Genomic DNA, 23,137 nt, shown 5'->3' with positions numbered 1-23,137 from the left:
GATGTCCATGCGCCACACCTTCTTCTGCATCGACGGCCATACTGCCGGAAATCCGGTCCGGCTGGTCGCCGGTGGCGCGCCGCTCGTTCGCGGAGGGTCGATGGGCGAGCGGCGCCAGGATTTCCTCGACCGGTTCGACTGGATCCGGACCAGCCTCTGTTTCGAACCGCGCGGGCACGACATGATGTCGGGCGGTTTTCTCTATCCGCCGACGCAGGCGGATAGCGATATCGGCATATTGTTCATCGAAACCAGCGGCTGCCTGCCGATGTGCGGCCACGGGACGATCGGCCTCGTCACCTTCGGGCTCGAGAACGGGCTGATCACCCCGCGCACCCCCGGCAAGCTGCGCGTCGAGGTCCCCGCCGGGACGATCGACATCGAATATGGCACCGAGGGCGACCGGGTGGCGTGGGTGCGCATCCGCAATGTGCCGTCCTATCTGGCGGCCGAAGGGATTGAAATCGACGTCCCCGGCTTCGGCCGGCTCAAGGTCGATGTCGCCTATGGCGGCAATTATTACGCGATCGTCGAGCCGCAGGGTCCCTATATCGGTCTCGACGCGCTCGGTGCGTCGCGGATCGTCGAATTGAGCCGGACCGTCCGGTCGCTGATGCAGAAGGTGTGCGAACCGGTGCATCCGGTCGACGAACGCATTCGCGGGGTCAGCCATGTCATGTGGACCGACCGGCCCCGGGGCGAAGGCGCCGATGGCCGCAACGCGGTCTTCTATGGCGAGCGCGCGATCGATCGCAGCCCCTGCGGTACCGGCACATCGGCGCGGATGGCGCAACTCGTCGCCAAGGGGCGGCTGCAGGTCGGCGACCGTTTCGTCCATGAAAGCTATATCGGCAGCCGCTTCATCGGCCGCGTCGAGGACAGCGCCATGCTCGGCGATACGCCGGGCATCATCCCATCAATCGAAGGATCGGCGATCGCGACCGGATTCAACACGATCTGGGTCGATCACGCAGACAGCTTCTGGAATGGATTTTCGGTGCTATGAGGCGTGAATGAGCCTCATCATCCGAAACCTCTCCGACCAGCTGGTGGACCTCGTCCGCGACCGTATCCTTTCGGGTGCCGTTTCCAGCGACCATGCCATCCGCCAGGACGCGCTCGCCGCCGAGCTCGGGGTCAGCAAGATCCCGCTGCGCGAGGCGCTGGCGCGCCTCGAAGAAGAAGGCCTCGTCCGCTCGCAGGCGAACCGCGGCTTCTTTGTCCGGCCCCTCAGCGCCGAAGAGGCGAGGGAAGTCTATGAACTGCGCATCAAGCTCGAGCCCGAGGCGACCGCGCTCGCGGCGCTCCGCGCGACCGAGGCCGACCATGCCCATGCGATCGAAACGCTCGAAACGCTCGACCATGTCACCGACGAACATGGCGACGGCGTCGGTGCGTTCAACCGCGCGTTCCACCGCGCGCTGTTCCGCCCGTGCGGCCAGCCGATCACGGTCAGCATCCTCGAACGGTTGCAAGTGCTTTCCGAACGCTATGTGCGCGTCCACCTCGAACCTTTGGGGCGCGACGAGCGCGCGAACGAGGAACATCACCAGCTGCTCGAAGCCTGGCTCGCGCGCGACGCCGGCAAGATCACGACGCTGGTCGATGCACATATCCGCAAGACGCTGGACGACCTCAGGCAGCAGCTCGTCGACGATTGACAGGGGGGCCGGCTGCCGTCGGCTCCGATATATGGGAGGAATAGGTGGCAGCAGGTTTTTTCGGGCCGATAAAGCCCATCGCGGTTTCGCAGCAGGAGGCCGGGCATAGCCTGCGCGCCACGCTCAGCTGGCCGCATCTTGTAGCGCTCGGCGTGGGCGCGATCGTCGGCACCGGCATCTACACGCTGACCGGCGTTGGCGCCGAACGCGCGGGCCCGGCGGTGATCCTCGCCTTCGCGATCGCCGGCGCGGTCTGCGCCTGCGCGGCGCTTGCCTATGCCGAACTCGCGACGCTGATCCCGACATCGGGCAGCGCCTACACCTACACCTATTCGGTCCTCGGCGAAGCGCTGGCGTGGATCGTCGGGTGGAGCCTGATCCTCGAATATTCGCTTGCCTGCTCGACCGTCGCGGTCGGCTGGTCGGGCTATCTTGTCGGCTGGATTCAGTCGGCGGGGATCCATCTGCCGCCAGCCCTGTTATCCGGTCCGCATGCGGGGGGCATCGTCAACCTGCCCGCCGTCCTCGTCGCGCTCGGCGTTTCGGGCATGCTGATGGCGGGGACGCGCGAAAGCGCGACGCTCAACATCATTCTCGTCGTGATCAAGCTTGCGGCGCTGTCGATCTTCGTCGCCTTCGCGGCGCCCGCCTTCAACGCCGACAATCTCCAGCCCTTCATGCCCTACGGCTTTGCCAGCCATGTCGACGCAAGTGGCGCGACCAAGGGGGTGATGGCAGCTGCGGCGATCGTCTTTTTCGCCTTCTACGGCTTCGACGCGGTTGCGACCTCGGCCGAAGAAACGAAGAATCCCAAGCGCGACCTGACGATCGGCATTATCGGGTCGATGGCGATCTGCACGCTGATCTATATGCTCGTCGCGATCAGCGCGGTCGGCGCGATGCATTATACGACGCTCGGCAATTCGCCCGAACCGCTCGCGCTCGTGCTGCGCACGCTCGGCCATCCGGTCGCCTCGCACCTCGTCGCGCTTGCGGCGCTGATTGCCCTGCCGTCGGTCATCCTCGTGATGATGTACGGGCAAAGCCGCGTCTTTTTCGTGATGAGCCGCGATGGCCTGCTGCCGCGCTCACTCAGCCGCGTGTCGGCGCGCACCGGTACGCCGGTGTTCGTCACCGGCGTCACCGGCGTCTTCGTCGCCGCGGTCGCCGGTTTCTTCCGCCTCGACGAGATCGCCGAACTCGCCAATGCGGGAACGCTGATAGCCTTCATCGCGGTCGGCGTCTGCCTGATGGTGCTCCGCAAACGCGCGCCCGACCTGCCGCGCGTGTTCCGCTGCCCGGCGCCCTATGTCGTCGGATCGCTGGCGGTGCTCGGCTGCCTCTATCTGCTGTTCAGCCTGCCCAGCATGACGCTCGTCCGCTTCCTCGGCTGGAACATCCTCGGCATCCTCGTCTACCTCGCCTATGGCCGCGCGCGCAGCCTTGCGCGGCGCGACCAGCCCGTCGTCGGGATCTGACGACCGGGCCGTGTTTCCGTCCCATCGTCGATGTCGGCTGTGGGACGGGGATCGGTTGTCGCGGGCGAGGGGACTGGACAAGCGCATGCCGCTCTGGTGAAGCGCGGGGCATGGCCGAGGTCAAACTGCATCCCGACTGGCTCGCGCGCATCGGCGGCGAGTTCGAGCAGCCCTATATGGCGGCGCTGAAGGCATTCCTTGCCGAAGAGCGCGCGAAGGGGAAGGCGATCTTTCCGCGCCCGCGCGACTGGTTCGCGGCGCTCGACGCGACGCCGCCGCAGGATGTGCGCGTCGTGATATTGGGGCAGGATCCCTATCATGGACCGGGGCAGGCGCATGGGCTGTGCTTTTCGGTCCAGCCCGGCGTGCGGACGCCGCCGAGCCTCGTCAACATCTACAAGGAAATGCGCAGCGATCTGGGCATTCCGCCCGCACCGCATGGCTATCTGAAGCATTGGGCGGAGCAGGGCGTGCTGCTGCTCAACAATTGCCTGACCGTCGAAAGCGGCATGGCCGCATCGCATCAGGGCAAGGGGTGGGAGAAATTCACCGACGCGGTCGTCGCGGCGGTCGCGGCCGATCCGGCGCCCAAGGTCTTCATCCTCTGGGGCAGCCATGCGCAGAAAAAGGCGGCGAATGTCGCGGGGCTGGGCGTGGGAAGCCCGCACCTGATCCTGCGCGCGCCGCACCCCTCGCCGCTGTCGGCGCATAACGGCTTTTTCGGATCGCGGCCGTTCAGTCAGGCGAATGCGTTTCTCGAGGCGCAGGCGCGCGGGCCGATCGACTGGCGGCTGCCCGATACGGTGGGCGCGACCGACGCATGAACCTGCTCGCCGATCCGCTGACGCTGATCGTCGTCGCCGCCGCGGTGGTCCTGCTCGGGCTCGCCAAGGGCGGCCTCTCGGGCGTCGGCGCGCTCGCGACCCCGCTCGTCGCCCTCGTGCTGCCGCCGACGATCGCCGCCGCGCTGCTGCTACCGATCCTGATCGTGCAGGATGTCGTCAGCGTCTGGTCGTTCCGCAAGACGTGGGACGGCTGGGTGATCGCGTGGATGCTGCCCGGCGCGGCCGCCGGCATCGCCGCGGGCTATTTTTACGCCGAGCGCGTTAATGAGGCGAAGCTGATGGCGGCGCTGGGTGCGATCACGCTGGCGTTCGGGCTTTACCGGCTTTGGGTCGAGCGCGGCGGGCGCGTCGTCGCGGCATCGACTTCGCCCGGCTGGGTCGGCAGCCTGTTCGGGGTCGCGACGGGCTTCACCAGCCAGATCGCGCACGCGGGCGGGCCGCCGTTCCAGATGTGGGTCACGCCGCGCCGCCTGCCGCACCTCGTCTTCGTCGGCACCAGCTCGATCCTGTTCGCGGCGATCAACTGGATGAAGGTGCCCGCCTATATCGCGCTCGGCGCCTTTCCGCACGAAGTGCTCGTCGCCGCTTTGCTGTTGATGCCGCTCGCGATCGGTTCGACCCTGCTCACCGTGCGCTGGCTGAAGCGCATCGACGGCGCGCGTTTCTATGTTATCATCTATCTGCTGATGGTCCTGCTCGGCGCCAAGCTGGTGTGGGACGGCCTGGCAGGCTGATGCGGGAGGCGGGTCGATGGTGCAGGCAGTGTGGAACGGCGCGGTGATCGCCGATAGCGACGACACGGTTGTGGTCGAGGGCAATCATTATTTCCCGCGCGGCGCGGTGGCCGCGGGCGTGCTGTCGGACAGCGCGACGACAAGCATCTGCCCGTGGAAGGGGCTCGCCCATTATCATCATGTGACCGTCGACGGACAGATGAACAGCGACGCGGCCTGGTATTATCCCGACCCCAAGGAAGCGGCGGAGGCCATCAGGGACCGCATCGCCTTCTGGAAAGGCGTCGAGGTCGGCTGACCTCCTTCTTATGTCCAAACCCATCCAGATCCTTGTTGATGCCGACGCCTGTCCGGTGAAGGACGAAATCTATCGCGTCGCCTGGCGGCACGAGGTGGCGGTGAAGGTCGTGAGCAACAGCCGGCTGCGCGTGCCCGAGCACCCATCGATCGAACGGATTGTCGTGTCCGACGGCTTCGACGCCGCCGACGACTGGATCGCCGAGGCCGCGAATGCCCGGTCGATCGTCGTCACCGCCGATATCCTGCTCGCCGACCGCGCCCTGAAGGCGGGGGCGATCGTGCTCGGGCCCAATGGCAAGCCTTTCACCCTGGCGTCGATCGGCCCGGCGATCGCGACGCGCGCGATCATGGCCGACCTGCGTTCGGGAATGGGCGAGAGCATGGGTGGTCCGCCGCCGTTTTCGAAGGCCGATCGCTCGCAATTCCTGCAGGCGCTCGACGCGGCACTGGTCCGGCTGAAGCGCGGATAGTTTTTCTTTCGTTTCTTTTCAGTGCTTTGTGAAATTTATTCGCGCCAGTGACGGCGATCACGGCCACGCTTGCGGCGGCGCGGCATAAGCCGGTCATCGGGAACGCCCCGAGCCCAATTTTAGACATTCGAACCGATTTGAAAAGGAAATGACCATGACCAGGAAGCTGATCCTCGCCCCCGTGCTCGCGCTCACAATCCTCACTTCGGCGACCCCCGCGATGGCACAGTCGGCGCAGCCCGCGCAGGGCAGCATGACGGTGACCTCGAACCCGGTGCAGATTTTGATCGGCCTGCTGCTCCCCGCCGTGCAGAAGGTTCGCGAAGCCGCCGCGCGCTGACGTGCAACCCGCGATTTTCGTATTGGGACCGGCGCAATCCGCCGGTTCCGGACCGCAGCCCTTCCGCCCCCGCGACCCGGGCGGGAGGGCTGTGCCGTTTCGGGGGCTAGTTGCCCGCGCGGCGGTGCGTGACGAAGGCGAGCAGCAGAACCACCGAGATCAGCCCGACGAGCATGCCTGCGGTCGTCGTCACCATCGTGATCGATCCCGCCGGGTCGTTCGAATTCCACGCCCCGCTTTGCGTGCGGTCGATCATCCACCAGGCGCCGGCAACGACGATGAGGTCGAGCAGGACGAGTCCGAGCAGGGCACGCGTCGATTTTTTCATGATATTCCTCTCCCCGTTCCCGCCAGCTTTCTTCGCTGTCGGCCATTTGACGGGCATGGTAACTTCGGCTTTCGCAAAATTCTACCGGAGTCGGTATCATGGCTGCACTTCCTACGATCATCCTCGTTCACGGTTTCTGGGGCGGCGCGGCGCACTGGGCGAAAGCTATCGTCGAGCTCGACCGGCTCGGGCATAAAGGCATGCGCGCGGTCGAGCTGCCGCTGACTTCGCTCGCGGGCGATGCCGCGCGGACGCGGCAGATTGCGGCACAGGTCGAAGGTCCCGTGCTGCTCGTCGGACATAGCTATGGCGGCGCGGTGATCACCGAGGCGGGGACCGCGCCGAACGTTGCGGGGCTCGTCTATGTCGCGGCCTTCGCGCCCGACGCGGGCGAAAGCCCCGGCGCGCTGACGCAGCAGCATCCGCCGGCAGGTGCGGCGAATCTTGCGCCCGATGCCGACGGCTATCTGTGGATCAAGCCCGACAAGTTCCACGAAAGCTTCTGTCAGGATCTCGGCGCCGACGAGGCGCTCGTGATGGCGGTGACGCAAAAGGCACCGCTCGCGTCGACATTCGGCGAGGTGGTGAGCGATCCGGCGTGGCGGTCGAGGCCGAGCTGGTACCAGATTTCGGGCGCGGACCGGATGATCGACCCCGCGAACCAGACGGCGATGTCGGGCCGGCTTGGCGCAAGGAAGGTCATCACGCTCGACGCCGGCCATGCCTCGCTCGCTTCGCACCCGGCCGAGGTTGCGGCGCTGATCGACGAGGCGGCGCGTAGCCTCTAGTTGACCCCGGCCGCGGCGAAGGGCAGCATGAAACGATGGCGCGCCAATATACGACCTTCGCCGAATTCTGGCCCTTTTACCTGCGCGAGCACAGCAAGGCATCGACCCGCGCGCTGCACTATGTCGGGACGAGCCTGGTCGTGCTGATCGCGGTTACCGCGGTCGTGGTGGGGCGCTGGGGGTGGCTGATCGCCTTGCCGGTCGCTGGCTATTTCTTCGCGTGGGTCGCACATTTCGGGGTCGAAAAGAACCGGCCCGCGACCTTCACCTATCCGCTGTGGAGCCTTGCCGCCGATTTCAGAATGTGGGGGCTGTGGCTGACCGGGCGGCTGGGGCCCGAACTCGACCGCGCGGGCGTCGTGCGGGAAAATCGATCAGACTGACCAAAAGGTCGGTCTGGCACTTGTTGCGAATCATTCTTAACTTTCTGCTTCGTCCCCCCGGAGAAGCGCCATGCCCACCGACCTGATCAAGACCTTCACCTACCTCACGATCCACCTGACGATCGGGTTTAGCGTCGCCTATGTGCTGACCGGATCGGTCGCGCTCGCGGGCGGGATCGCGATCATCGAGCCCTGCATCAACGCTGTCGCCTTCTTCTTCCACGAAAAGGCGTGGAAGCGGGTCGGCGCGCGGCGTAAGCTGCTCGCTGCCTGAGGCTTCCGAGTCCCCGCGCCCTTTCCGCTTCGCCCCCCGAAGGAGATTTGAACATGACGACCAATCGCGCATCGGCCCGCTACGAAGGTTTCGGCAAGGACGGCAAGGGTTCGATCACGACCAAGTCGGGTGTCCTCGATGCACAGCCTTATGGTTTCGGGACGCGCTTCGAGGGCCAGCCGGGGACGAACCCCGAGGAACTGATCGCCGCGGCGCATGCGGCGTGCTTCACCATGGCGCTGTCGTTCGGACTCGCACGCGCGGGCTATAACGGCGACACGCTCGAGACGAGCGCCGTCGTGACGCTCGACCAGGTCGACGGCGGTTTCCAGATCACCAAATCGGCGCTGACGCTGACCGGCAAGGTGCCCGGGATCGGCGCCGACGAATTCGCCGCGATCGCCGCGGAGGCCGAGAAGAACTGCCCCGTGTCGAAGCTGCTGAATTGCGAAATCACGCTCGATCACAGCCTCGAGAATTAAGCGGCGTACCGCAGCGGCGGGGGCATTTCGTCTTCCATGAAGGCGAAAGCGCCCTGCGCCGGCGGCAGCAGTGTCCAGCTTTGCAGGACGCGGTGGCGGCGATGGCCGACATGGCTTTCGATCAGGACGAGTTCGCGCGGGGTCCACCGCCATGCCGCGGGGACCGGTTCGAAGTCGCAGGCGCCATAGCCGAGCGTGATGTGCGGCCGCAGCCCCGACTTGCGATGCATCGGCTCGATCCCCTGCGCGCCCAGAAGTGCGACGATGCCATCATAAAGATGGCGCACCCCGCCGATGCCGCCGATGGTGGTGAGTTCCGCTCCCATTTCGCGGCTCATGATGCGGCCGAAGGGAATATGGCTCGCCGCGGGGAGGCCTGATGCAAAGGCGGCCGCGACGCGCTTGCCAAGAAAGGGCTGCGGCTCGGCGGTTTCGGCGATCGTGCAGAGCGTGAGGTGATAATTTTGCGGCTTCAGTCCCGCGAACAGGTCGCCCGGAACGGGCGGCAACCGGCGCGCGAGCCAGCCGGCGCGGTCGGCGGCCACCTGAAAGCCGAGAAAATAACGGAACATCGGGTCCATCGTCCATTCCTCCGAATCGGATCAATGTTCCTATTATGTTCTCATGCTGGCCGAGAGTCGAATCCTATCCTGCGGCGATGATCGCGGCGGCGCCTGAACCCGCCATCAGCCCTTTTCGGTGGCGCAGTCGCCCTTGCGCCTTTCTTCCTTGCCGCCGGCGAGGAACCAACGCGATTCATTCGTCATAGCGGGATCGTTGACATAGCAGACATCGGTCGCGCCGCTGGCAGGATCGACGAAGACGGCCCATTGATGCTCGCCGCATTTATGCTGCTGACACGCCCATGACGCGACCTTGCCATCGATCATCTCGATCGGCGAGGAGGGGCCCTGCGTGGTCATGATCGCTTTCAGGACACGCGCGTCGGTGACGGTCGCCGCGATGCCCGCCTTGACGAGCGGATGGTCGCCGAAGGCGACGCCGTCGACCTTGTCGAACGGATATTTTCCGACATAGGCGGCAAGGTCGGGCGCGCCCGCCTTGACCGGCGCGGCAGTCGCCGACGCTTTGGCTGCGGGGGCATCCGTTGCGGTCGCAGCCGGCGCTGCTTTGCTGTCCGTTACCGGCGCGGTGGGCGCCTTTTCGGAACCGCAGGCGGAAAGGGCCAGCGCGGTACTGCCGATCAGCAGCGCGGCGGCGAGGGGCGAGCGGGAACGGTGCATGACATGTCTCCTGCGGGAATGATCATTCGACTATCGACGCAATGCGGTGCCAAGGCAATCGGCTGCGCGACGGTCAGGGCGGCGGGCTGTCCGCGATCGCCATCCGCGTGACGTGGATATAGCTCGCCTGCCAGCCGTCGCCGTGACGCCGGAAGATGTCGGTGAAGCGGATGCGGACACGGAACCGCTTGCCCGCCGAGCGGCCCGAGAGGATCGCCTCGGCGCCGGCAAGGCCGGCGTCCCGGCCGAGCGGCAGGATGACGCGATCGGTCAGCGCGACCGGGTCATAATCGTCGTCGGCGCCGGTCCAGCCGGCGATGAAGGCCGCCTTGCCCAAGCGTTGGCCGCTGCCGTCGATGAAGACAAGGTCGTCGGCGACCATCTTTTCGAGCGCGGCGCGATCCTGCGCGATCTGCGCTGCGTCGAAGGCGTCGGCGAACGCGCGGAGGCTCGCGGTCTCGCTTTCGGGCGCGTCGGCCGCAACGACGGGTGCCGCCATGCCGAAAGCCAGCACTGCCGCTATCGTTCCACGCATGGCGTCCCCTTCCGTCGCTATCGGACTCTGGTCATTGCGCCGGGCGGCAATCCTTCAGCCAGATCACATGCTTATATTCGTCGAAATCCTCGACCGTTCCGGTCAGCTTGATGCCCTTGTTCGGCTTGAGCTGGAGCGAATAGGCGGCCTGCCCCGGCGCCATATAGCAGACGATGTCGGTCTTGAACGGCGCCTGATTGGGCAGGCGGATCGCCTGTTCATAGGGCTCGGGGACCTTGTAGCCGACGCGGAAATCCTTGCCGTCCTTGGTCACATAATCGACCGATCCGTCGATCGTGAATTGCTTGCCCTTGTAGCGCGTCAGCACGCCCGCGGCGTTGCGTTCGGTGTCTTTCGACACCTGCTGCGAAAAGCCGAGCGCGCTGATCTTGACGGGGGCGGCAGCGACGGTGGTCGCGGTCGCACCCTTCTTTGCCGCGGCGGCGCCCGCCTTGCCGCCCTTGATCTGGTTCAGCATGCCGCACATTTCGGCCATGGCGGCCTCGCTCTTGGTCGACTGGCCGGCGCGCAGCTTGGCTTCCATCACGACGGTACCGATGCCGCCGGTCTGCGTCGCGGTGATCTGGATCGGAAAGGCGCGCGCGCCGCCGGTCATCGGCTGTTCGATCAGCATCGAACCATATTCGGCTTCGTCGGCCATGATGTCGTAACCCTTGGCGGCGACGAGTCCGCGCATCTGGCCGATCGCGACCGCAGGCGGCAGGTCGGCGACGGTCACCGCGGCGGTGAAGCGCAGCCCGGTGATGGCGTTGCCCTTTTTGACGAAGGCCTCTTCGCAAGTGGCGGCGTTGGCGGTGCCTGCGGTGAAGAGGATGGCGGCCGGCACGAGCGCGGCGGCGAGGCGGATTGAGATGTTGGTGCGCATGGGGGCTCCTGGACGATTATATGGTCTGCGACCTTATGTTGTCCCGCAGGTCTGCCGCAGCGAAAGGCTGCCTGCAATGGCCAAGTTACCAAGATGATGGCGCTTTGCGCGACGGACGGATTTGCGCGATCCGCGCTTGACCTCAACCGGGCTTGAGCTTTCATAAGGGCCGGACAGTTGATTCGCGAACGGAGCCTTGTCCATGCTGCACTACCCCGCCACGCCCCTGTCCGATGCCGTCGATATGGATGTCGATGCCCCCGCCGCGTCCCTTCTGACACGCTATCTCGCGCGGATCGGTTATCGCGGACCGGTGGCGCCGACGCTGGAGGTGCTCGCCGCCCTGCAGGCGGCGCATATCGCGGCGATCCCGTTCGAGGCGATCGACGCGCTGACCGGCGCGGGGATCGACATCGGTGCCGACGCGGTCGACGCCAAGCTGATCGGGCAGCGGCGCGGCGGTTATTGCTTCGAGCAGAACGGCCTGTTCCTGCGTGTGCTGCGCGCGATCGGTTTCGAGGCCGAAGGGCTGCTCGGCCGGGTGCGCTGGATGCTGCCCGACGATGCGCCGCCGACCCCGCGCACACATATGGTCGTGCGCGTGACGCTGGGCGGGCGGCGCTGGCTGGCCGATGTCGGCTTCGGCGCCGCGGTGCCACCGCAGCCGCTGGCGATGGACAGCGAAGAGGCGCAGCCGACGCGGCACGAAAGCTATCGCGTCGTGCGGCAAGGGGCCGAATGGCAGGTCGCGCTGGCAATCGAGGGCGAATGGCGGACATTGTACCGGATCGAGGACACGCCGCCGCCCGCGATCGATTACGAACTCGGCAACTGGTACACCTCGGCGCACCCCGAATCGCATTTCCGCCACCAGTTGATCGCCGCGCGCACGACCGCCGAGGCGCGCTACGGGCTGCGCGACAACCGGCTGACGACGCGGCTCGCCGACGGGCGCATCGACCGGCGGTACCTCACCGCCGACGAGATCGCCCGCGTGCTGGCGGAGATTTTCCTGCTGCCTGTCCGGCCGCACTGGCGCCCCGCAATCGAGCGCGCCGCGACGGCGGAGATCGTCGGCTAGCCGCACCGCGGCTTGACTCGCCGCCGCCATGGCATTCTCATGCTCCGACAAGATAATAGCAGGAGCGGAACGCCATGGCCGGGGTTTTAACGCAGCAGGTCTTCGAGCGGCTCAAGGTCGCGCCGCTGACGCCGTCGATCGGCGCCGAAATTTCGGGAATCGACCTGGCGCAGGAGCAGGACGATGCGACGATCGCCGAAGTCCGCGCCGCGCTGCTCGCGCACAAGGTGATCTTCTTTCGCGACCAGTTCATCACGCCCGAACAGCATATCGCCTTTGCACGGCGTTTCGGGCCGCTCGAAATCCACCCCGCGACGCCGAAAGGGCAGGCCAACCCCGAGGTGCTGCACATCGCGCACGGCCCCGATTCGCGCGGGCGCGAGAATGAATGGCATTCGGACGTCACCTGGCGCGCCGAACCGTCGCTGGGATCGATCCTGCGCGCGATCGAGGTGCCAGAGGTCGGCGGCGACACGCTGTTCGCCGACATGGCGGCGGCGTTCCGCAGCCTGTCGCCCGCGATGCAGGACTGGTGCCGTTCGCTGAGCGCGGTACATGACATCGCGCGCGTCTTTGCCAAGAGACTGGGCAAGAGCGTCGAGGAACTGCACGAACAATATCCGCCGCAGCTCCACCCGGTGGTGCGCACGCATCCGGAAACGCGCGAACAGGCGCTCTACGTCAACACCGCCTTTACCAGCCATATCGAAGGCGTGTCGGCAAAGGAGAGCGAGTGGCTGCTCGCGCATCTTTATGCGCAGGCGGCGGTGCCCGAAATCCAGTGCCGCTTTCGCTGGCGCGCGGGGTCGATTGCCTTCTGGGACAATCGCGCCGGGCAGCATTATGCGGCGTCGGACTATTTTCCCGCAGTGCGGCGGATGGAGCGGGTGACGATCGCGGGCGATCGCCCCTTCTATCGCGACGAGCGCTGAGGTCGCCGTGGTCGATTCCAGACCCGTTCTGCTGTCGGGCGGCAATCCGCAGATTCCGAAGGGTTTCGGCGACGCGCCGGTGCAGGCCTATATCGCGGCGATGCCGGGGTGGAAGTCTGCCGTCTGGGTGCGGCTCGACAAGCTGATCGACAAGAATGTTCCGGGGGTCGCAAAGGCGGTCAAATGGAACTCACCGCTCTACGGTCCGCCGGGGCAGGGCGACGAACCGGCGCACTGGTTCCTGAGCATCCATTGCTTCGACCGCTATATCAAGGTCGCCTTTTTTCGTGGCCAATCGCTGACGCCGGTGCCGCCGGTCGCCTCGAAAAGCGGCGACACGCGCTATTTCCATATTCATGAAGACGATCGGGTCGACGAGGCGGCATTCGCCGACTGGGTCAAACAGGCCGCGGCACTGCCGCCCGAGAAAATGTGAGGGAATGATATGGCGGCGGATCTGATCGACGCGAAGATTAAGGGGCTGGGCGACTGGCGCGGCGCCATGCTGGCGAAGCTGCGCGCGCTGATCCATGCCGCCGACCCCGACGTCGAGGAGACGGTGAAGTGGCAGAAGCCGACGAACCCCGCCGGCGTGCCGGTGTGGGAACATGCCGGCATCCTGTGCACCGGCGAAACCTACAAGGACAAGGTCAAGCTGACCTTTGCCAAGGGCGCGGCGCTTGCCGATCCCGCGAAGCTGTTCAATTCGAGCCTCGACGGCAACACGCGGCGCGCGATCGACCTGTTCGAGGGCGATGACGTCGACGAGGCGGCGTTCGGGGCGCTGGTGCGTGCGGCGGTCGCGGCCAATCTGGAAAAGCCGGCGCGTCCGAAGAAAGGATGAGCGGCGACAGGGCCCGGTCGGTCGTCGCGGCGGCGGCGCTGCTCGATGCGATCGAGGCCGATAATCGCGACCGTGAGGGGTGGAGACCGGCAATTCCGCGCGACAGCGCGGCGGCAATCCTCGACGCGCTGGTCTGGCTTTATGGCGCGCGGTCGGGATCGGCGGCGAGCATCTATGCCGCCGATGCGCTGGGCAAGGCCGCCGAGGCGGTCTGGGCGCCGCCGGGCGAGCCCGGCGACGGCGCCTAGTCGCAGCCCATGCCTTCCTTGCGCGCGGCCCATGCGATCGCGCCGTCGACCATGCGCAGATGGACCGGGTCGGACCAGGCTTCGGCCTTGTGCCCGAGCGCCGAATAAAAGATGCGCGCACGGCCTTCGCAGCGCCACCAGACGAGCGCATGGTCGCCCATTTGCAGCTTCGGTTCGAGCCGCATCGTCGTTTCGTCCAGCCGCAACAGGATATGCGCGTCGGCGGCGGGCGGAGCGTCCCAGCTGTAATATTCGTCGGTCCACGGCCAGAGCGCGGGCAGGTGTCGCGTCGCGGGGTGGCTGCGGTCGGCGGCGATCAGGTTGGTCGCCTGGAACTGGTCAGCGCCGCCCGGGTGGCCGGTGAAATTGCCGTTGCCGCGCATCTTGACGAACCAGTCGGGGTGGCTGCCGTCGCCGGCGCTGTGGAGCCCGACGAAGCCGCCGCCGCGTCCAAGGAATGCCTCAAACGCCTCGCGCTGCGCCGTCGTATAGATGTCGCCGCTGGCGTTGGCGAAGACGATGACGTCGAATCTGGCGAGGCTTTCGGGGTTCAGCACCGCGGCATTTTCGGTCGCGAAACTGCTCCAGCCGCGCGCCTTGGCGAGGCGTTCGATCGCCGGCACCGCCGCCGCGATGCTGTCGTGGCGATAGCCGTTGGTCTTGCTGACGATGAGCACCGCAGGGCGGGTGAGCTTGGGAATCTCGGGTGCAACGCTGTCGAACGTCGGCGCCGGGCGGCGCGGGTCGGGCGCGGCTGCGGGCGCCTGGAGCGCGAACCACAGTGCGGCGGTGAGCGCGAGCTTCACTTCGCCGCCTCGCGCGGCTTCATGTGCCACATCGCGTTGACGATCACCCAGCGCCCACCGAACTTGCCCATGTGGAAATAGTCGACGAACCATGGCGTTTCGACGCGCACCGCCGCGGCGTCGCCCGCGACGTCGAGGATGCGGCACGACCGGTCCCACTCGGCCTTTGGCGTCTTGAGCGCGCCGCGCTTCGTCAGGTCGACCAGCTCCTCGCGGCTCATCCGCTGCAGGCCGAGCCGCTCGTCGGGGGTGTCGCCGAGCACGCGGCGCTTGGCGAGGTCGGGATGGAGCGCGCGCTTGACGCGTTCGGGATCGCCCTCGAGCTGGCCGTCGACATAATCGAAGCAGGTCGCCTCGATCGCCGCGAGGTCGGCGGCGGGAACGGGGATTGCGGGTGTCGATACGGCTGCGGCAAAGGCAAGCAAGCTGTTGAGCATCGGTGACTCCTGAAACCGGAAATCGTGACAGCCGGCTTATGGCCGGTTTCAGCGATTGACCAGCCGCGATGAAGTGTATTATCTGAATATATCACTTCATCGCGGCAGGATGGGCACATGACGGGACGCAAGAAGGGCATATCCGCTTTTACATGGGTGTTCGCCGCGACGCTTGCGGCCGCGCCCATGCCGGTTTCCGCGGCGTCGCCGGCAGTCTGTGCGCTGGTGCAGGCGGCGCCCGCCAACGCATTGCTGCGCGTGCCATTCCGCACCGTCGACGGGCGCATCTATGTCGAGGCGCATGTCGACGGCAAGGGGCCCTTCACCTTCGCCGTCGACACCGGCGCGAGCGGTATGGGCCGCGCCGATGCGGGCCTCGTGGCGCGGCTGGGCCTGCCGGTCCATGGTTCGGGCGAGACGTCGGACGGGGTCGCGACGGCGAAGGTCGATACGGTGCGGTTCGCCTCGCTCACACTGGGAGAAATGGCGCGCCGCGACCTCGAGGTTATCACGCGCGACTATGGCAGCCGGCTGGCGGCCGATGCGAAGTTCGACGGGATTATCGGGCGCGAATTTTTCGCCGACGGGCTGCTGGTGATCGACTATCCGAACCGGCGGCTGAGTTTCACCCGGCACGCCGGGCTGGCGCGCGGCGACGCGGGCGTGCTCGCCTATGAACGCGCGTTCCGCGTGCCGGTGACGATCGGCGGCGTCGCGGCGGAGGGAAATCTCGACACCGGCGCCAATGTCGCCTTCGTGCTGCCCAAGGGCCTGTTCGAGCGCGCCGGCGGCGGCGAAACACAGGCCGCGGGCGCGGGCCAGCTGATGAACACGGCGGTCGAGACGGGACGCGCGACGATGCCGGGGCCGTTCCGCATCGGTGCCGCCGAATTGCGCGATGTCGAGGTGCGCGTGTCGGAAAAATATCCCGAGCTGCTCGTCGGCGCGCACGCGCTGCAGCATTTCGCACTGTTGATCGACCAGCGGACGCAGAGCGTCGCGCTGTGCCCGGCCACCGGCGATTAGTCGATAATCTCCGCGCCTTCCGCCTTCAGCCGTTCGAGGTTCGCCTTCATCGCGGCGAGGACATCGGGGGCGTGCGGCGTCCAGCTTTCGACTTCGCCGACGATGCGCAGCGGCGCGCGGCTGCGGTAGCTGCGCGTCGGGTTGCCGGGGAATTTCTTGTCGGTGAGGTTGGGATCGTCGAACCAGTCGCCCGTTGGCTCGACGATATAGATGCGCTCGCGCCCTTCTCCGGCGGCGAGTTCGCAGCCCCAGACCGCCGATTCGAGCGCCGCGGAGAAATATATCCACGACAGCGGTGTGCGATCGGCATAGTTCGACGCCCGGCCCGCGGCGAGCAGGTCGCCGACGGCGAGGTCGGCGCGTGTGCCGTGATAGAAGGTCGCGCCCGCATCGGGGCCGGTGGGAACAGTGCCGGCCATCAATATTCGTTCCGGGTCGTGCGCAGCACCGCCTTGCCGCCCTTCCAGTCGACCTCGGCGGCGGGTTCGTCGGCCTTGCCCGGGGCGAAAAGTTCATAGACGACCGTGCCGTCCTCCTGCGTGCTTTCGATGACGCGTGCGGGGGTGAAGGCATCGGCCGCGGCGGCAGCGGCGGTCCGTACCGGCGCGGGGGCGTCGGCCCAGGCGATGTCGCGCTGCATCTCGACCACCCGATATTTTCCCGCCTCCTCGATCAGGTCGAGTTCGACCGGGCTGCCGTCGGGGCGCGTGCCCTCGACGTCGAAGAAGATCTTGCCGCCGCGTTCCTTGCGCTCGGCCTCGGCGATCGTCATGCCGGGGACGCGGGCGAGCACCGCATCGCGCACCCCGGCGGGCAGGTCGGCCGCGGCGACGCTGCTGATTTCAGCGGCAGGCCCGTCGGCGAGCACCGATTTTTCGGGCGCCGTGGTTTCGGGCGCCGCAGGCGGCTCGGCCTTGCCGCAGCCGGCGAGCAGCAGCACCGCGCCCATCATCGGCCAGACCTGTCCGCGCATCGTCGACCTCCTTCTGTCGGTAACCGATGTCAGCCTATCGGACCCCGCAGGGCGAGTCGAGCCGGGGACGCGTCACTCGTCTTCCTTTTTCCCCGCTTCCATCGCCTTTTCCATATGGCTGCCGATCGCGAGCCGCTGGCGCGTGCCGAGCCGGTTTTCGGGCGCGGCGTAAAAGGCGGTGAGGAAGCTCATGTCCCACTCGGTCAGCGTGATCGGGATTTCGCTGTCCATCGTCGAATCAAGCAGGGTCAGGATCGTCGGCGCGTCGCTACCCTTCATCCGCGCCGGGTCGGCACCGGTGAAGGCGCGCATCGCGGCATAATCGGCGACCTGCGTCGCCGACAGCCCCTCGAGCGCGCCGCGTTCGATCACGACGACCGAGGCGATGAAGACCGGGCGCACCGTCGCATTGATCCGCGACGGGCCGAGCGTCGAATTGACGACATGATAGCCCGCTTCGGCATCATAGGCGACGGGCCTGCCGTCGCGGTCGACATAGCCGCTGAGATACCAGGCGGTCGCGGGTCCCTTGCCCTTGGGCACATCGACCGACATGCCGTCGGCGCCGAGGAAATAGGCGGGATGTTCGCGGCGGAGCGCGCGGATCATCTCCGCCTTGTCGTCGGCGAAGAGGACGAGCGCGTTGGTGCCGCAGCCCTCGGGCGCCAGCGGCACCTTGGCCGCGGCGGCGACGCGCCGCATCCGCGCCGTGATCTCGGCGTCCAGCCGTGCGCCGAGCCCGGCGGCGGCGGGGCAGACCGGGGCATAGGAAAAGCGCGCCAGCGGATCGTCGGCCTGCTGGCGGGGCGGCAGCGCCTTGACGAAGTCGCGCGCGGTCTCGCGCGTTTCCTTGCCGATGACGATGATGTCGTCGGACGATGTCTCGCCGCCCTTGTCCTGCGCTGCGGCGGGCAGGGCGAGGAGCAGGCTGACGGCGGCAAACAGCGCGATACGCATGACGAACCTCCCGGCACGGCCCGACGGGGCCGGCAGCACCGGCACGCTGCCCCCGGCCCGGCGCCGCGTCACGCGCGCTTCGACAAGAGGCGGGCAGGCGCCGACCAGCGGGCAGGCGATCCGGGGCTTTCTTGACGATGGGCTGAAACCCGCATCTTGACGCCGGCACGCCGTCGGGGGATGTCGGGGCAAAGGGGGAGGGCGGTGATGATCGACGATGTGCCGGATATGTTGCTGCGGCATCGCCGCGCGGTGGGGGCGGCGGCGATCCTGCTGGCGATCCTGACCTGGACGGTCGACCTGACCGATCTTGTCTATCACTGCCCCTATTGCCGCGTGCAGCGGACGATGATCGGCGCGCTGGGGCTGCTGCTGCTGCTGCCCAACCCCGCGCACTGGCTGGTGCGCTATCTGTCGGCGATCTTGGCGCTGTTCGGCCTCACGGTCGCGAGTACGCAGCATTTCCGCGGCTGGGCAAAGATCATGGGCGGCGAGTTTACATGGGGCGAGCAATGGTATGTCAACGCGTGGATGCTGTCGGGTTTCGCGATCTTCATCCTGACCGCGCTGCTGCTGCTGATCTGGCGCTGGCGGCCGGCGAGTAGCTGAGCCTCATTCGCGGTCGTCCGACGGGTCGAGCCGCACCGTCCACACCGGATGCCCCGCCTCGCTGCGCCCGATATCGTGGCTGGGGACCATGTCGTCGCCGGTCTCGATCCAGCCGCGCCCGTCGCATTTGGGGCAGGCGTGGCGGATCGAGCGGTGGCTGACGAGGTCGATCTGGACGTTCCACTGGCCATAGCCGCTGCACACGGGGCACAGCTTGTCGAGATTGCCGCTGCGGTGGCGCCGCGAAATGCCGTCGAGCGCGTGCGGGTCCCCGGGGCCGGTGCAATGGACGATCTTCGAGGGGTGCGACATGGGGAAATCCTTTCGCGCGCTAATCCCGGCCCGGCCGGAACATCGGGGTCAGGACCGGCGAGCTTTGGGTGCGGATCTCGCCGATGATGTCGAAGCCGAAGCGCTGGTAGAGCGGGATGTTGCGGGGGTTCGAGCTTTCGAGATAGGCAGGGCGGCCGTCGGCGTCGATCACCGCGATCGCCGCCTCCATCAACGCGGTGCCGAGCCCGCGGCCGCGGTGCGCGGGATCGGCGGCGATCAGCGGCAGGTACCAGACGGGCTCCGTGGGGTGGAAACGGTCCATCTGTCCGACGAGATCGTCGAGTTCGGCCTTGCGGTGCGCGGGGGTCTGTTCGTCCATGATCGCCCCCATGACCTCGCCGTCGGGCTCGACCCCCGGCGGCAGCCAGGTCGCGACCGCGGCACCGTCGTCGGCGACGAACGCGGTGCCATGATCGAACGCCGCGCCGCCGAAGGCGCCGAAAAATTCGTGGCGGCGGCTCATATAGGTCGCGGCGTCGGGCGAGGCCCAGCGCGCCACCGGGTCGGCGGCAAAGCCGAGCACGAGCGTGTGGAGCAGCCGCGCCCTGTCCGCAGGTGTGCCGATACTGATCGTCGCCATGGCTGTATCTCTCCTTCGCCGCGTGCCGCGCTCAATCACCCGGCGGCGTCAGCGCCCAGCGGCCGTGCTCGATATGCGTCGTCTTGCCGACAACGCTTTCCATCAGCAAGATTTCCCGGACCGTCCATGCGATCGGCGGCAGTTTCAGCGCGCCGAACGTCTGCGAACCCTGCCGGTCGCCGCGATAGTTGATCGTGATGTGCGGTTCGGGGGTGGTGCCGTCCATGATCGGCGCCTTTTCGCGCAGCAGATGGTCGACCAGCGCCTTCTGGAAGGCGCGAGCTTCGGCGAGCGGCTCGCGCGTGCGCAGCGTCACCGCCTTGCGGTTCTCGATCCGGTCGAAGCGGAGCGGAAAGGGGTTCGCGGCGAAGCCGTCCAGCGCGGCGATGGTCGCGGGCAGCCACTCGGGCGGCGCATGGTGGAGGTCGTAGAGCGAGATGAGCGTGACATGGAGCAGCTCGGGGCCGCGCCCGGGATCGTTGCGCGGCAACGCGGCGATCGCCGCCTGCACCTCGGGCGGCGGCTTGGCCATGACATAGAGGGGGTTTCGGGCGCGCATCGGCGCGAGTGTAGCATGGTGTCGGGACGGGGACGATGGGTGGGCCGTCGCGGGCCGGAAGGTCACAAAGGTCACGCTACACCCCCCTCTTATGCTCCGCCTTCCGCGGGCTCCTGCAACTCCGCCGCGTCATCCGCCTTTTCATCATCGCCGAAATCGAAGACCAGCGTCGTGCCGGCGGCGGCGCGGCGGGCTTCCTCCAAAGCGATCTGGCGATGGAATTCGGCGTCGGTCAGCCCATCGGCCGCGATGCCGAGCACCCTGAGCCGCTTCACCACCGCGATGGCGGCGATCAGCCGCGCGTCGGTTTCCTCCTGTGTCGCATATTTGGGCGCCGACGCCGCGGCGTCGGCCAGCGCCGCCTCTTCGTCGGTCAGCCATAGCGTGCCGTCCTCCTCGCGCGCGCGATCGACGAGGGCGCCGCTGGTCCGATCATGGGCATCCTCGGCGACATGGTCGGTCCAGCGGCCGAGCACGATCGCCTGCGCATCGGGGCGGCGGCGCGGTTCGCGGCGGTCGCGCCACGCGCCATAAGTGTCGGGGTCGCGATAGCGCAGCAGGAACATCGTCAGCCGCTCGTCATAATAGCGCCGCTCACCGACCTGTTCGCCCTGGAACCACACCGGGCGCGTGACCCCGTGCAGCGCGCGCGAAAAGGCGGCGTCGGACAGGCGGCGGATCGCATAGTCGAGCGCGGCATCCCATGCGGCGCGAAAGCTGTAGGCATCGACGCGGCGGCGCAGGCGATAGGCGGTCGACGGCGACAGGCCGACGCGCTCGCACGCCTCGGTCACGCAGCCGCATTCGCCGAGCGCATCGATGAATTCGACCTGCTTTTCGGGTGTCCAGCCATCGCGGCGTTCGCGCGGGGACGCGGGGACGAATTCCGGCGCCGCGGCGAGCGTGCGTGTGTCGTCGGGCGGCGCCCGGCGCGCCTTGGTGATGCGGACGGGACCGGCCGCCTTTTTCGCGCGCGCAGCGCGGGCGCGAACGGCGGCGAGGTCGGGGAGGGTCTTGTCGTGCTTCATCTGGAAGGATGAACCAGACGGGGATTTTTTAGGAAAGGGGTTTTTGGGGTGTGGTGTGCGAAATAGGATTTGCGGGGGTCGCCGCTGTCTTGGGCGTAGTCAGCAAATCCATGCTAGAGGGGCGTATTGTGATCAGCTAGCGAAGGGCATCGTGCCTATATGAATTAAGCTTTGCATGGCCACAATAATCTAGAGATATAGAAACGTCTTGATCTGACATTTTATAGCCAAGTATTGAGCAAATTCTGCTATGATATGATTTGTCAGATAGAAATTTATTCTTCATATCAAATAAAACTCTATATTTTCTATATCTAAACCTGTCAATTATATACTCTATCGGCTTTGAAATTATTATATCTGTTGCTTTTTTAATTGTAAAATTTTCACTGTCAAGTATACTGTCTTTAATATTTTCTACAAAAGAAGAGTATGATTGAATGCTCTTTTTTGTGTCAATGGAGGCTGTTGGAGAAAGTTTGAGCATTAATCTTTGTATTTCTTTTCCGACGCGTATGCGCTTATCAACAGATACGTCTTCGTCTAACATCGTGCTTTGAAGTCCATTTAAATGATGTCGTATCTCTTTAAGGTTATCTCTAAGTTGCAAGGCGACCAAAATTAGATCTTCCTTGTTCTTCGCTTCGCGTAAAATGTGGGCGGCAACTGGGGATGGCGGTAGCTGGATAGAAGTGCCCAGAACCTCAAGGGCTTCAACTTCTTTTTTTGCTCCCGCAGACAATCTATCTGCTATTTTTGCGACGATACTCGCCTGTATTCTATTCTCCACATCGTCAAGTGCTTCAATGTCGACATTATGTGAAACGATCGGAATGTGACTGAGTAACTTCGCGCGTTGTGCGAAATCGGTAAGTGCACAGGCATTTCCATGGTGCATTGTATACCAAATCAGACTCTTTTCATCTTCTTCTGTCCAATTACTCAAATCAATACCAGGCCTAAAATTCTCTCGATAAGAAGGGGAGGCGGCGAGGAGTCTTCTGACGTATATATCTGGTCGAAGTGCATCAGGATCTGAGGTAAGGGCACGTGTTTTAATAATTTTCTCTTCGGTTAAGCGCGATATCGCTTTTTCTTGAATATTCGCAATGCCAGAGTGCTGACCAAACTTCCCACATGATTTTATAAGTTTCCTGGTGATTTTCTTGGGAGGTAGCATGGTAGTTAACGGCATAACGCCGATCACAGCTTCTTCGCACCAGCATATTAATTCTAGAAACCTAAGATACTCCTCGAAATATTGAATCTGAATTTTTATCTTTCCGTTTTCCGTTTCTATAACGGAAGCGTCGGCTTCGGGTAAAGAATGGGTATCGATAATCAACGCCCCAGTGCCCTCCATATCAGTAGGGGCCAGCTGTGGTCCGAAGCTCGGTAAAGGAGAAAGAACGGTTACATTCATAGAACGATTTTATTGATGTCCTTCACTTTCGAGTCAAGGATGCGGTGACGGGCACAGGAACCTATTCTCGATGGCCGATACCATTCGCTGGAGCATGACCATATTCGGCTTAGAGTTCCAGTAGCTGCTCCCGGCTGATCCTTCCTGCTGTGCAATCGCCAGCTCATGTTCCGCATCATCAAGACTGGTCACCGGCCGTTGCCGCCCCAATTGCGGATGGACCCAGCAGCCTTGGTTGATCGTGTCGGGGGAGCCCTTGAAGGCTGTTCCCGAACCAGCCCCACCACGGGCCCATGTCACTGTATTTGCCATCGTCGAAGCCGTCGACGTAGCGGTCGAAATTCTCGCGCATTTTCAGTGGGCGGATCGCAAGATTTCGAGCGCGGACGGTTTGCGCGGTCCGAACAGCTTTTGACGTGCTCCCCTGAAATGTGACCGATTTTGAGTAGAGTCCGACGCGAAGGAGTCGGACAGAATGAAACGAAGCAGGTTCAGCGAAGAGCAGATCATCGCGATATTGAAGGAGCATGAGGCGGGGATGCCGACGGCGGAT

At 65.4% G+C, this 23,137-nt stretch carries 34 protein-coding genes and 1 pseudogene; 19 read left to right on the top strand and 16 right to left on the bottom strand.

All coding sequences use genetic code 11. The features are described from left to right. Nucleotides 1-7: 7 nt before the first annotated feature. The 8 genes from VGU00_RS17470 to VGU00_RS17435 all read left to right on the top strand — a co-directional run bounded on the left by VGU00_RS17470 (nt 8) and on the right by VGU00_RS17435 (nt 5,828). Nucleotides 8-1,006 (top strand): 4-hydroxyproline epimerase, encoded by a 999-nt coding sequence (locus VGU00_RS17470; protein ID WP_327470825.1) that lies wholly within the window; start codon nt 8-10, stop codon nt 1,004-1,006. 7 nt (nt 1,007-1,013) lie between these two features. Continuing rightward, on the top strand, nt 1,014-1,661 hold the full coding sequence (locus tag VGU00_RS17465) for a GntR family transcriptional regulator (protein WP_327470823.1): 648 nt from the start codon (nt 1,014-1,016) through the stop codon (nt 1,659-1,661). Nucleotides 1,662-1,705: 44 nt separating this feature from the next. Next, nucleotides 1,706-3,139, top strand: coding sequence for an amino acid permease (locus VGU00_RS17460; RefSeq protein ID WP_327470821.1), 1,434 nt, complete (start codon nt 1,706-1,708; stop codon nt 3,137-3,139). A 110-nt stretch (nt 3,140-3,249) separates the two neighbouring features. Next, nucleotides 3,250-3,963 (top strand): uracil-DNA glycosylase, encoded by a 714-nt coding sequence (gene ung / locus VGU00_RS17455; protein ID WP_327470819.1) that lies wholly within the window; start codon nt 3,250-3,252, stop codon nt 3,961-3,963. Next, nucleotides 3,960-4,718, top strand: coding sequence for a sulfite exporter TauE/SafE family protein (locus tag VGU00_RS17450; RefSeq protein ID WP_327470817.1), 759 nt, complete (start codon nt 3,960-3,962; stop codon nt 4,716-4,718). The genes ung and VGU00_RS17450 overlap by 4 nt, the downstream gene beginning before the upstream one ends. Before the next feature lie 16 nt (nt 4,719-4,734). Next, nucleotides 4,735-5,016: a DUF427 domain-containing protein gene (locus tag VGU00_RS17445; protein ID WP_327470816.1), complete on the top strand. Its 282-nt coding sequence runs from the start codon at nt 4,735-4,737 to the stop codon at nt 5,014-5,016. Between the two features lie 10 nt (nt 5,017-5,026). Next, nucleotides 5,027-5,488, top strand: coding sequence for a YaiI/YqxD family protein (locus VGU00_RS17440; RefSeq protein ID WP_327470814.1), 462 nt, complete (start codon nt 5,027-5,029; stop codon nt 5,486-5,488). Between the two features lie 154 nt (nt 5,489-5,642). Then, entirely contained in the window at nt 5,643-5,828 is a 186-nt protein-coding gene (locus tag VGU00_RS17435; protein ID WP_327470813.1) for a hypothetical protein, read from the top strand. 106 nt (nt 5,829-5,934) lie between these two features. Here VGU00_RS17435 and VGU00_RS17430 read toward each other — a convergent pair whose 3' ends face one another. Further along, on the bottom strand, nt 5,935-6,156 hold the full coding sequence (locus VGU00_RS17430; RefSeq protein ID WP_327470811.1) for a hypothetical protein: 222 nt from the start codon (nt 6,154-6,156) through the stop codon (nt 5,935-5,937). A gap of 98 nt (nt 6,157-6,254) precedes the next feature. Here VGU00_RS17430 and VGU00_RS17425 point away from each other — a divergent pair, with 98 nt between their 5' ends. From VGU00_RS17425 to VGU00_RS17410, 4 genes are all read left to right on the top strand, one after another. After that, complete coding sequence (locus VGU00_RS17425; RefSeq protein WP_327470809.1) at nt 6,255-6,944, top strand: alpha/beta hydrolase; 690 nt, start codon at nt 6,255-6,257, stop codon at nt 6,942-6,944. A 35-nt stretch (nt 6,945-6,979) separates the two neighbouring features. After that, on the top strand, nt 6,980-7,327 hold the full coding sequence (locus VGU00_RS17420) for a DUF962 domain-containing protein (protein ID WP_327470807.1): 348 nt from the start codon (nt 6,980-6,982) through the stop codon (nt 7,325-7,327). Between the two features lie 70 nt (nt 7,328-7,397). After that, entirely contained in the window at nt 7,398-7,601 is a 204-nt protein-coding gene (locus VGU00_RS17415) for a DUF2061 domain-containing protein (protein WP_327470805.1), read from the top strand. Nucleotides 7,602-7,654: 53 nt separating this feature from the next. Beyond that, the gene (locus tag VGU00_RS17410) at nt 7,655-8,083 is read left to right on the top strand and encodes an OsmC family protein (RefSeq protein WP_327470803.1); all 429 of its coding nucleotides are present in this window, start codon (nt 7,655-7,657) and stop codon (nt 8,081-8,083) included. Here VGU00_RS17410 and VGU00_RS17405 read toward each other — a convergent pair. From VGU00_RS17405 to VGU00_RS17390, 4 genes are all read right to left on the bottom strand, one after another. After that, a complete protein-coding gene (locus VGU00_RS17405; RefSeq protein WP_327470801.1) occupies nt 8,080-8,664 on the bottom strand; it encodes a hypothetical protein in 585 nt (194 codons plus the stop codon). The genes VGU00_RS17410 and VGU00_RS17405 overlap by 4 nt on opposite strands. A gap of 105 nt (nt 8,665-8,769) precedes the next feature. Further along, a complete protein-coding gene (locus VGU00_RS17400) occupies nt 8,770-9,327 on the bottom strand; it encodes a hypothetical protein (RefSeq protein WP_327470799.1) in 558 nt (185 codons plus the stop codon). Between the two features lie 73 nt (nt 9,328-9,400). Next, nucleotides 9,401-9,862 (bottom strand): nuclear transport factor 2 family protein, encoded by a 462-nt coding sequence (locus VGU00_RS17395; RefSeq protein WP_327470797.1) that lies wholly within the window; start codon nt 9,860-9,862, stop codon nt 9,401-9,403. Between the two features lie 31 nt (nt 9,863-9,893). After that, a complete protein-coding gene (locus VGU00_RS17390) occupies nt 9,894-10,748 on the bottom strand; it encodes a hypothetical protein (protein ID WP_327470795.1) in 855 nt (284 codons plus the stop codon). A gap of 202 nt (nt 10,749-10,950) precedes the next feature. Here VGU00_RS17390 and VGU00_RS17385 point away from each other — a divergent pair, with 202 nt between their 5' ends. From VGU00_RS17385 to VGU00_RS17365, 5 genes are all read left to right on the top strand, one after another. Further along, nucleotides 10,951-11,829, top strand: coding sequence for an arylamine N-acetyltransferase (locus VGU00_RS17385; protein WP_327470793.1), 879 nt, complete (start codon nt 10,951-10,953; stop codon nt 11,827-11,829). 74 nt (nt 11,830-11,903) lie between these two features. Then, the gene (locus VGU00_RS17380; protein ID WP_327470791.1) at nt 11,904-12,761 is read left to right on the top strand and encodes a TauD/TfdA dioxygenase family protein; all 858 of its coding nucleotides are present in this window, start codon (nt 11,904-11,906) and stop codon (nt 12,759-12,761) included. 7 nt (nt 12,762-12,768) lie between these two features. Continuing rightward, entirely contained in the window at nt 12,769-13,197 is a 429-nt protein-coding gene (locus VGU00_RS17375; protein WP_327470789.1) for a DUF1801 domain-containing protein, read from the top strand. A 9-nt stretch (nt 13,198-13,206) separates the two neighbouring features. Further along, a complete protein-coding gene (locus tag VGU00_RS17370; protein ID WP_327470788.1) occupies nt 13,207-13,605 on the top strand; it encodes a DUF1801 domain-containing protein in 399 nt (132 codons plus the stop codon). Then, complete coding sequence (locus VGU00_RS17365; protein ID WP_327470786.1) at nt 13,602-13,853, top strand: hypothetical protein; 252 nt, start codon at nt 13,602-13,604, stop codon at nt 13,851-13,853. The genes VGU00_RS17370 and VGU00_RS17365 overlap by 4 nt, the downstream gene beginning before the upstream one ends. On the opposite strand, the gene VGU00_RS17360 is transcribed toward VGU00_RS17365, so the two are convergent. Together VGU00_RS17360 and VGU00_RS17355 are read right to left on the bottom strand one after the other, a co-directional pair. After that, nucleotides 13,850-14,659, bottom strand: coding sequence for a ThuA domain-containing protein (locus VGU00_RS17360; RefSeq protein ID WP_327470784.1), 810 nt, complete (start codon nt 14,657-14,659; stop codon nt 13,850-13,852). The genes VGU00_RS17365 and VGU00_RS17360 overlap by 4 nt on opposite strands. Continuing rightward, the gene (locus VGU00_RS17355; RefSeq protein ID WP_327470782.1) at nt 14,656-15,096 is read right to left on the bottom strand and encodes a nuclear transport factor 2 family protein; all 441 of its coding nucleotides are present in this window, start codon (nt 15,094-15,096) and stop codon (nt 14,656-14,658) included. Before VGU00_RS17355 ends, VGU00_RS17360 begins: the two co-directional genes overlap by 4 nt. Nucleotides 15,097-15,213: 117 nt before the next feature. Between VGU00_RS17355 and VGU00_RS17350 the strand changes: the two genes are divergently transcribed. Continuing rightward, entirely contained in the window at nt 15,214-16,122 is a 909-nt protein-coding gene (locus tag VGU00_RS17350) for an aspartyl protease family protein (protein WP_327470780.1), read from the top strand. Here the strand turns inward: VGU00_RS17350 and arr are convergent. The 3 genes from arr to VGU00_RS17335 all read right to left on the bottom strand — a co-directional run bounded on the left by arr (nt 16,119) and on the right by VGU00_RS17335 (nt 18,052). Further along, entirely contained in the window at nt 16,119-16,541 is a 423-nt protein-coding gene (gene arr / locus VGU00_RS17345) for an NAD(+)--rifampin ADP-ribosyltransferase (protein WP_327470778.1), read from the bottom strand. The two genes, VGU00_RS17350 and arr, sit on opposite strands and share 4 nt — an antisense overlap. After that, nucleotides 16,541-17,095, bottom strand: coding sequence for a hypothetical protein (locus VGU00_RS17340; RefSeq protein WP_327470776.1), 555 nt, complete (start codon nt 17,093-17,095; stop codon nt 16,541-16,543). Before VGU00_RS17340 ends, arr begins: the two co-directional genes overlap by 1 nt. Nucleotides 17,096-17,167: 72 nt before the next feature. After that, the gene (locus VGU00_RS17335) at nt 17,168-18,052 is read right to left on the bottom strand and encodes a hypothetical protein (RefSeq protein WP_327470774.1); all 885 of its coding nucleotides are present in this window, start codon (nt 18,050-18,052) and stop codon (nt 17,168-17,170) included. A 207-nt stretch (nt 18,053-18,259) separates the two neighbouring features. On the opposite strand from VGU00_RS17335, the gene VGU00_RS17330 reads away from it, so the two are divergent. Then, nucleotides 18,260-18,661, top strand: coding sequence for a hypothetical protein (locus VGU00_RS17330; RefSeq protein WP_327470772.1), 402 nt, complete (start codon nt 18,260-18,262; stop codon nt 18,659-18,661). Between the two features lie 3 nt (nt 18,662-18,664). Here VGU00_RS17330 and VGU00_RS17325 read toward each other — a convergent pair whose 3' ends face one another. The 6 genes and pseudogenes from VGU00_RS17325 to VGU00_RS17300 all read right to left on the bottom strand — a co-directional run. Continuing rightward, nucleotides 18,665-18,973 (bottom strand): hypothetical protein, encoded by a 309-nt coding sequence (locus VGU00_RS17325; protein WP_327470770.1) that lies wholly within the window; start codon nt 18,971-18,973, stop codon nt 18,665-18,667. A 19-nt stretch (nt 18,974-18,992) separates the two neighbouring features. After that, nucleotides 18,993-19,574, bottom strand: a complete 582-nt coding sequence (locus VGU00_RS17320) for a GNAT family N-acetyltransferase (protein WP_327470768.1) — start codon at nt 19,572-19,574, stop codon at nt 18,993-18,995. 31 nt (nt 19,575-19,605) lie between these two features. Continuing rightward, a complete protein-coding gene (locus VGU00_RS17315; RefSeq protein ID WP_327470766.1) occupies nt 19,606-20,106 on the bottom strand; it encodes a 2'-5' RNA ligase family protein in 501 nt (166 codons plus the stop codon). A gap of 116 nt (nt 20,107-20,222) precedes the next feature. After that, nucleotides 20,223-21,161 carry a hypothetical protein gene (locus VGU00_RS17310; RefSeq protein WP_327470764.1) on the bottom strand — a complete coding sequence of 313 codons (939 nt, stop codon included), beginning with the start codon at nt 21,159-21,161 and terminating at the stop codon, nt 20,223-20,225. Between the two features lie 136 nt (nt 21,162-21,297). Continuing rightward, a complete protein-coding gene (locus VGU00_RS17305; protein WP_327470762.1) occupies nt 21,298-22,584 on the bottom strand; it encodes a hypothetical protein in 1,287 nt (428 codons plus the stop codon). Between the two features lie 178 nt (nt 22,585-22,762). Then, a pseudogene (locus VGU00_RS17300) lies at nt 22,763-23,137 on the bottom strand (hypothetical protein); the annotation flags it as partial.

The sequence above is a fragment of the Sphingopyxis sp. genome (genome assembly GCF_035944815.1).
GTDB lineage: Bacteria > Pseudomonadota > Alphaproteobacteria > Sphingomonadales > Sphingomonadaceae > Sphingopyxis.
This window is presented reverse-complemented; position numbering and strand designations above follow the sequence as displayed.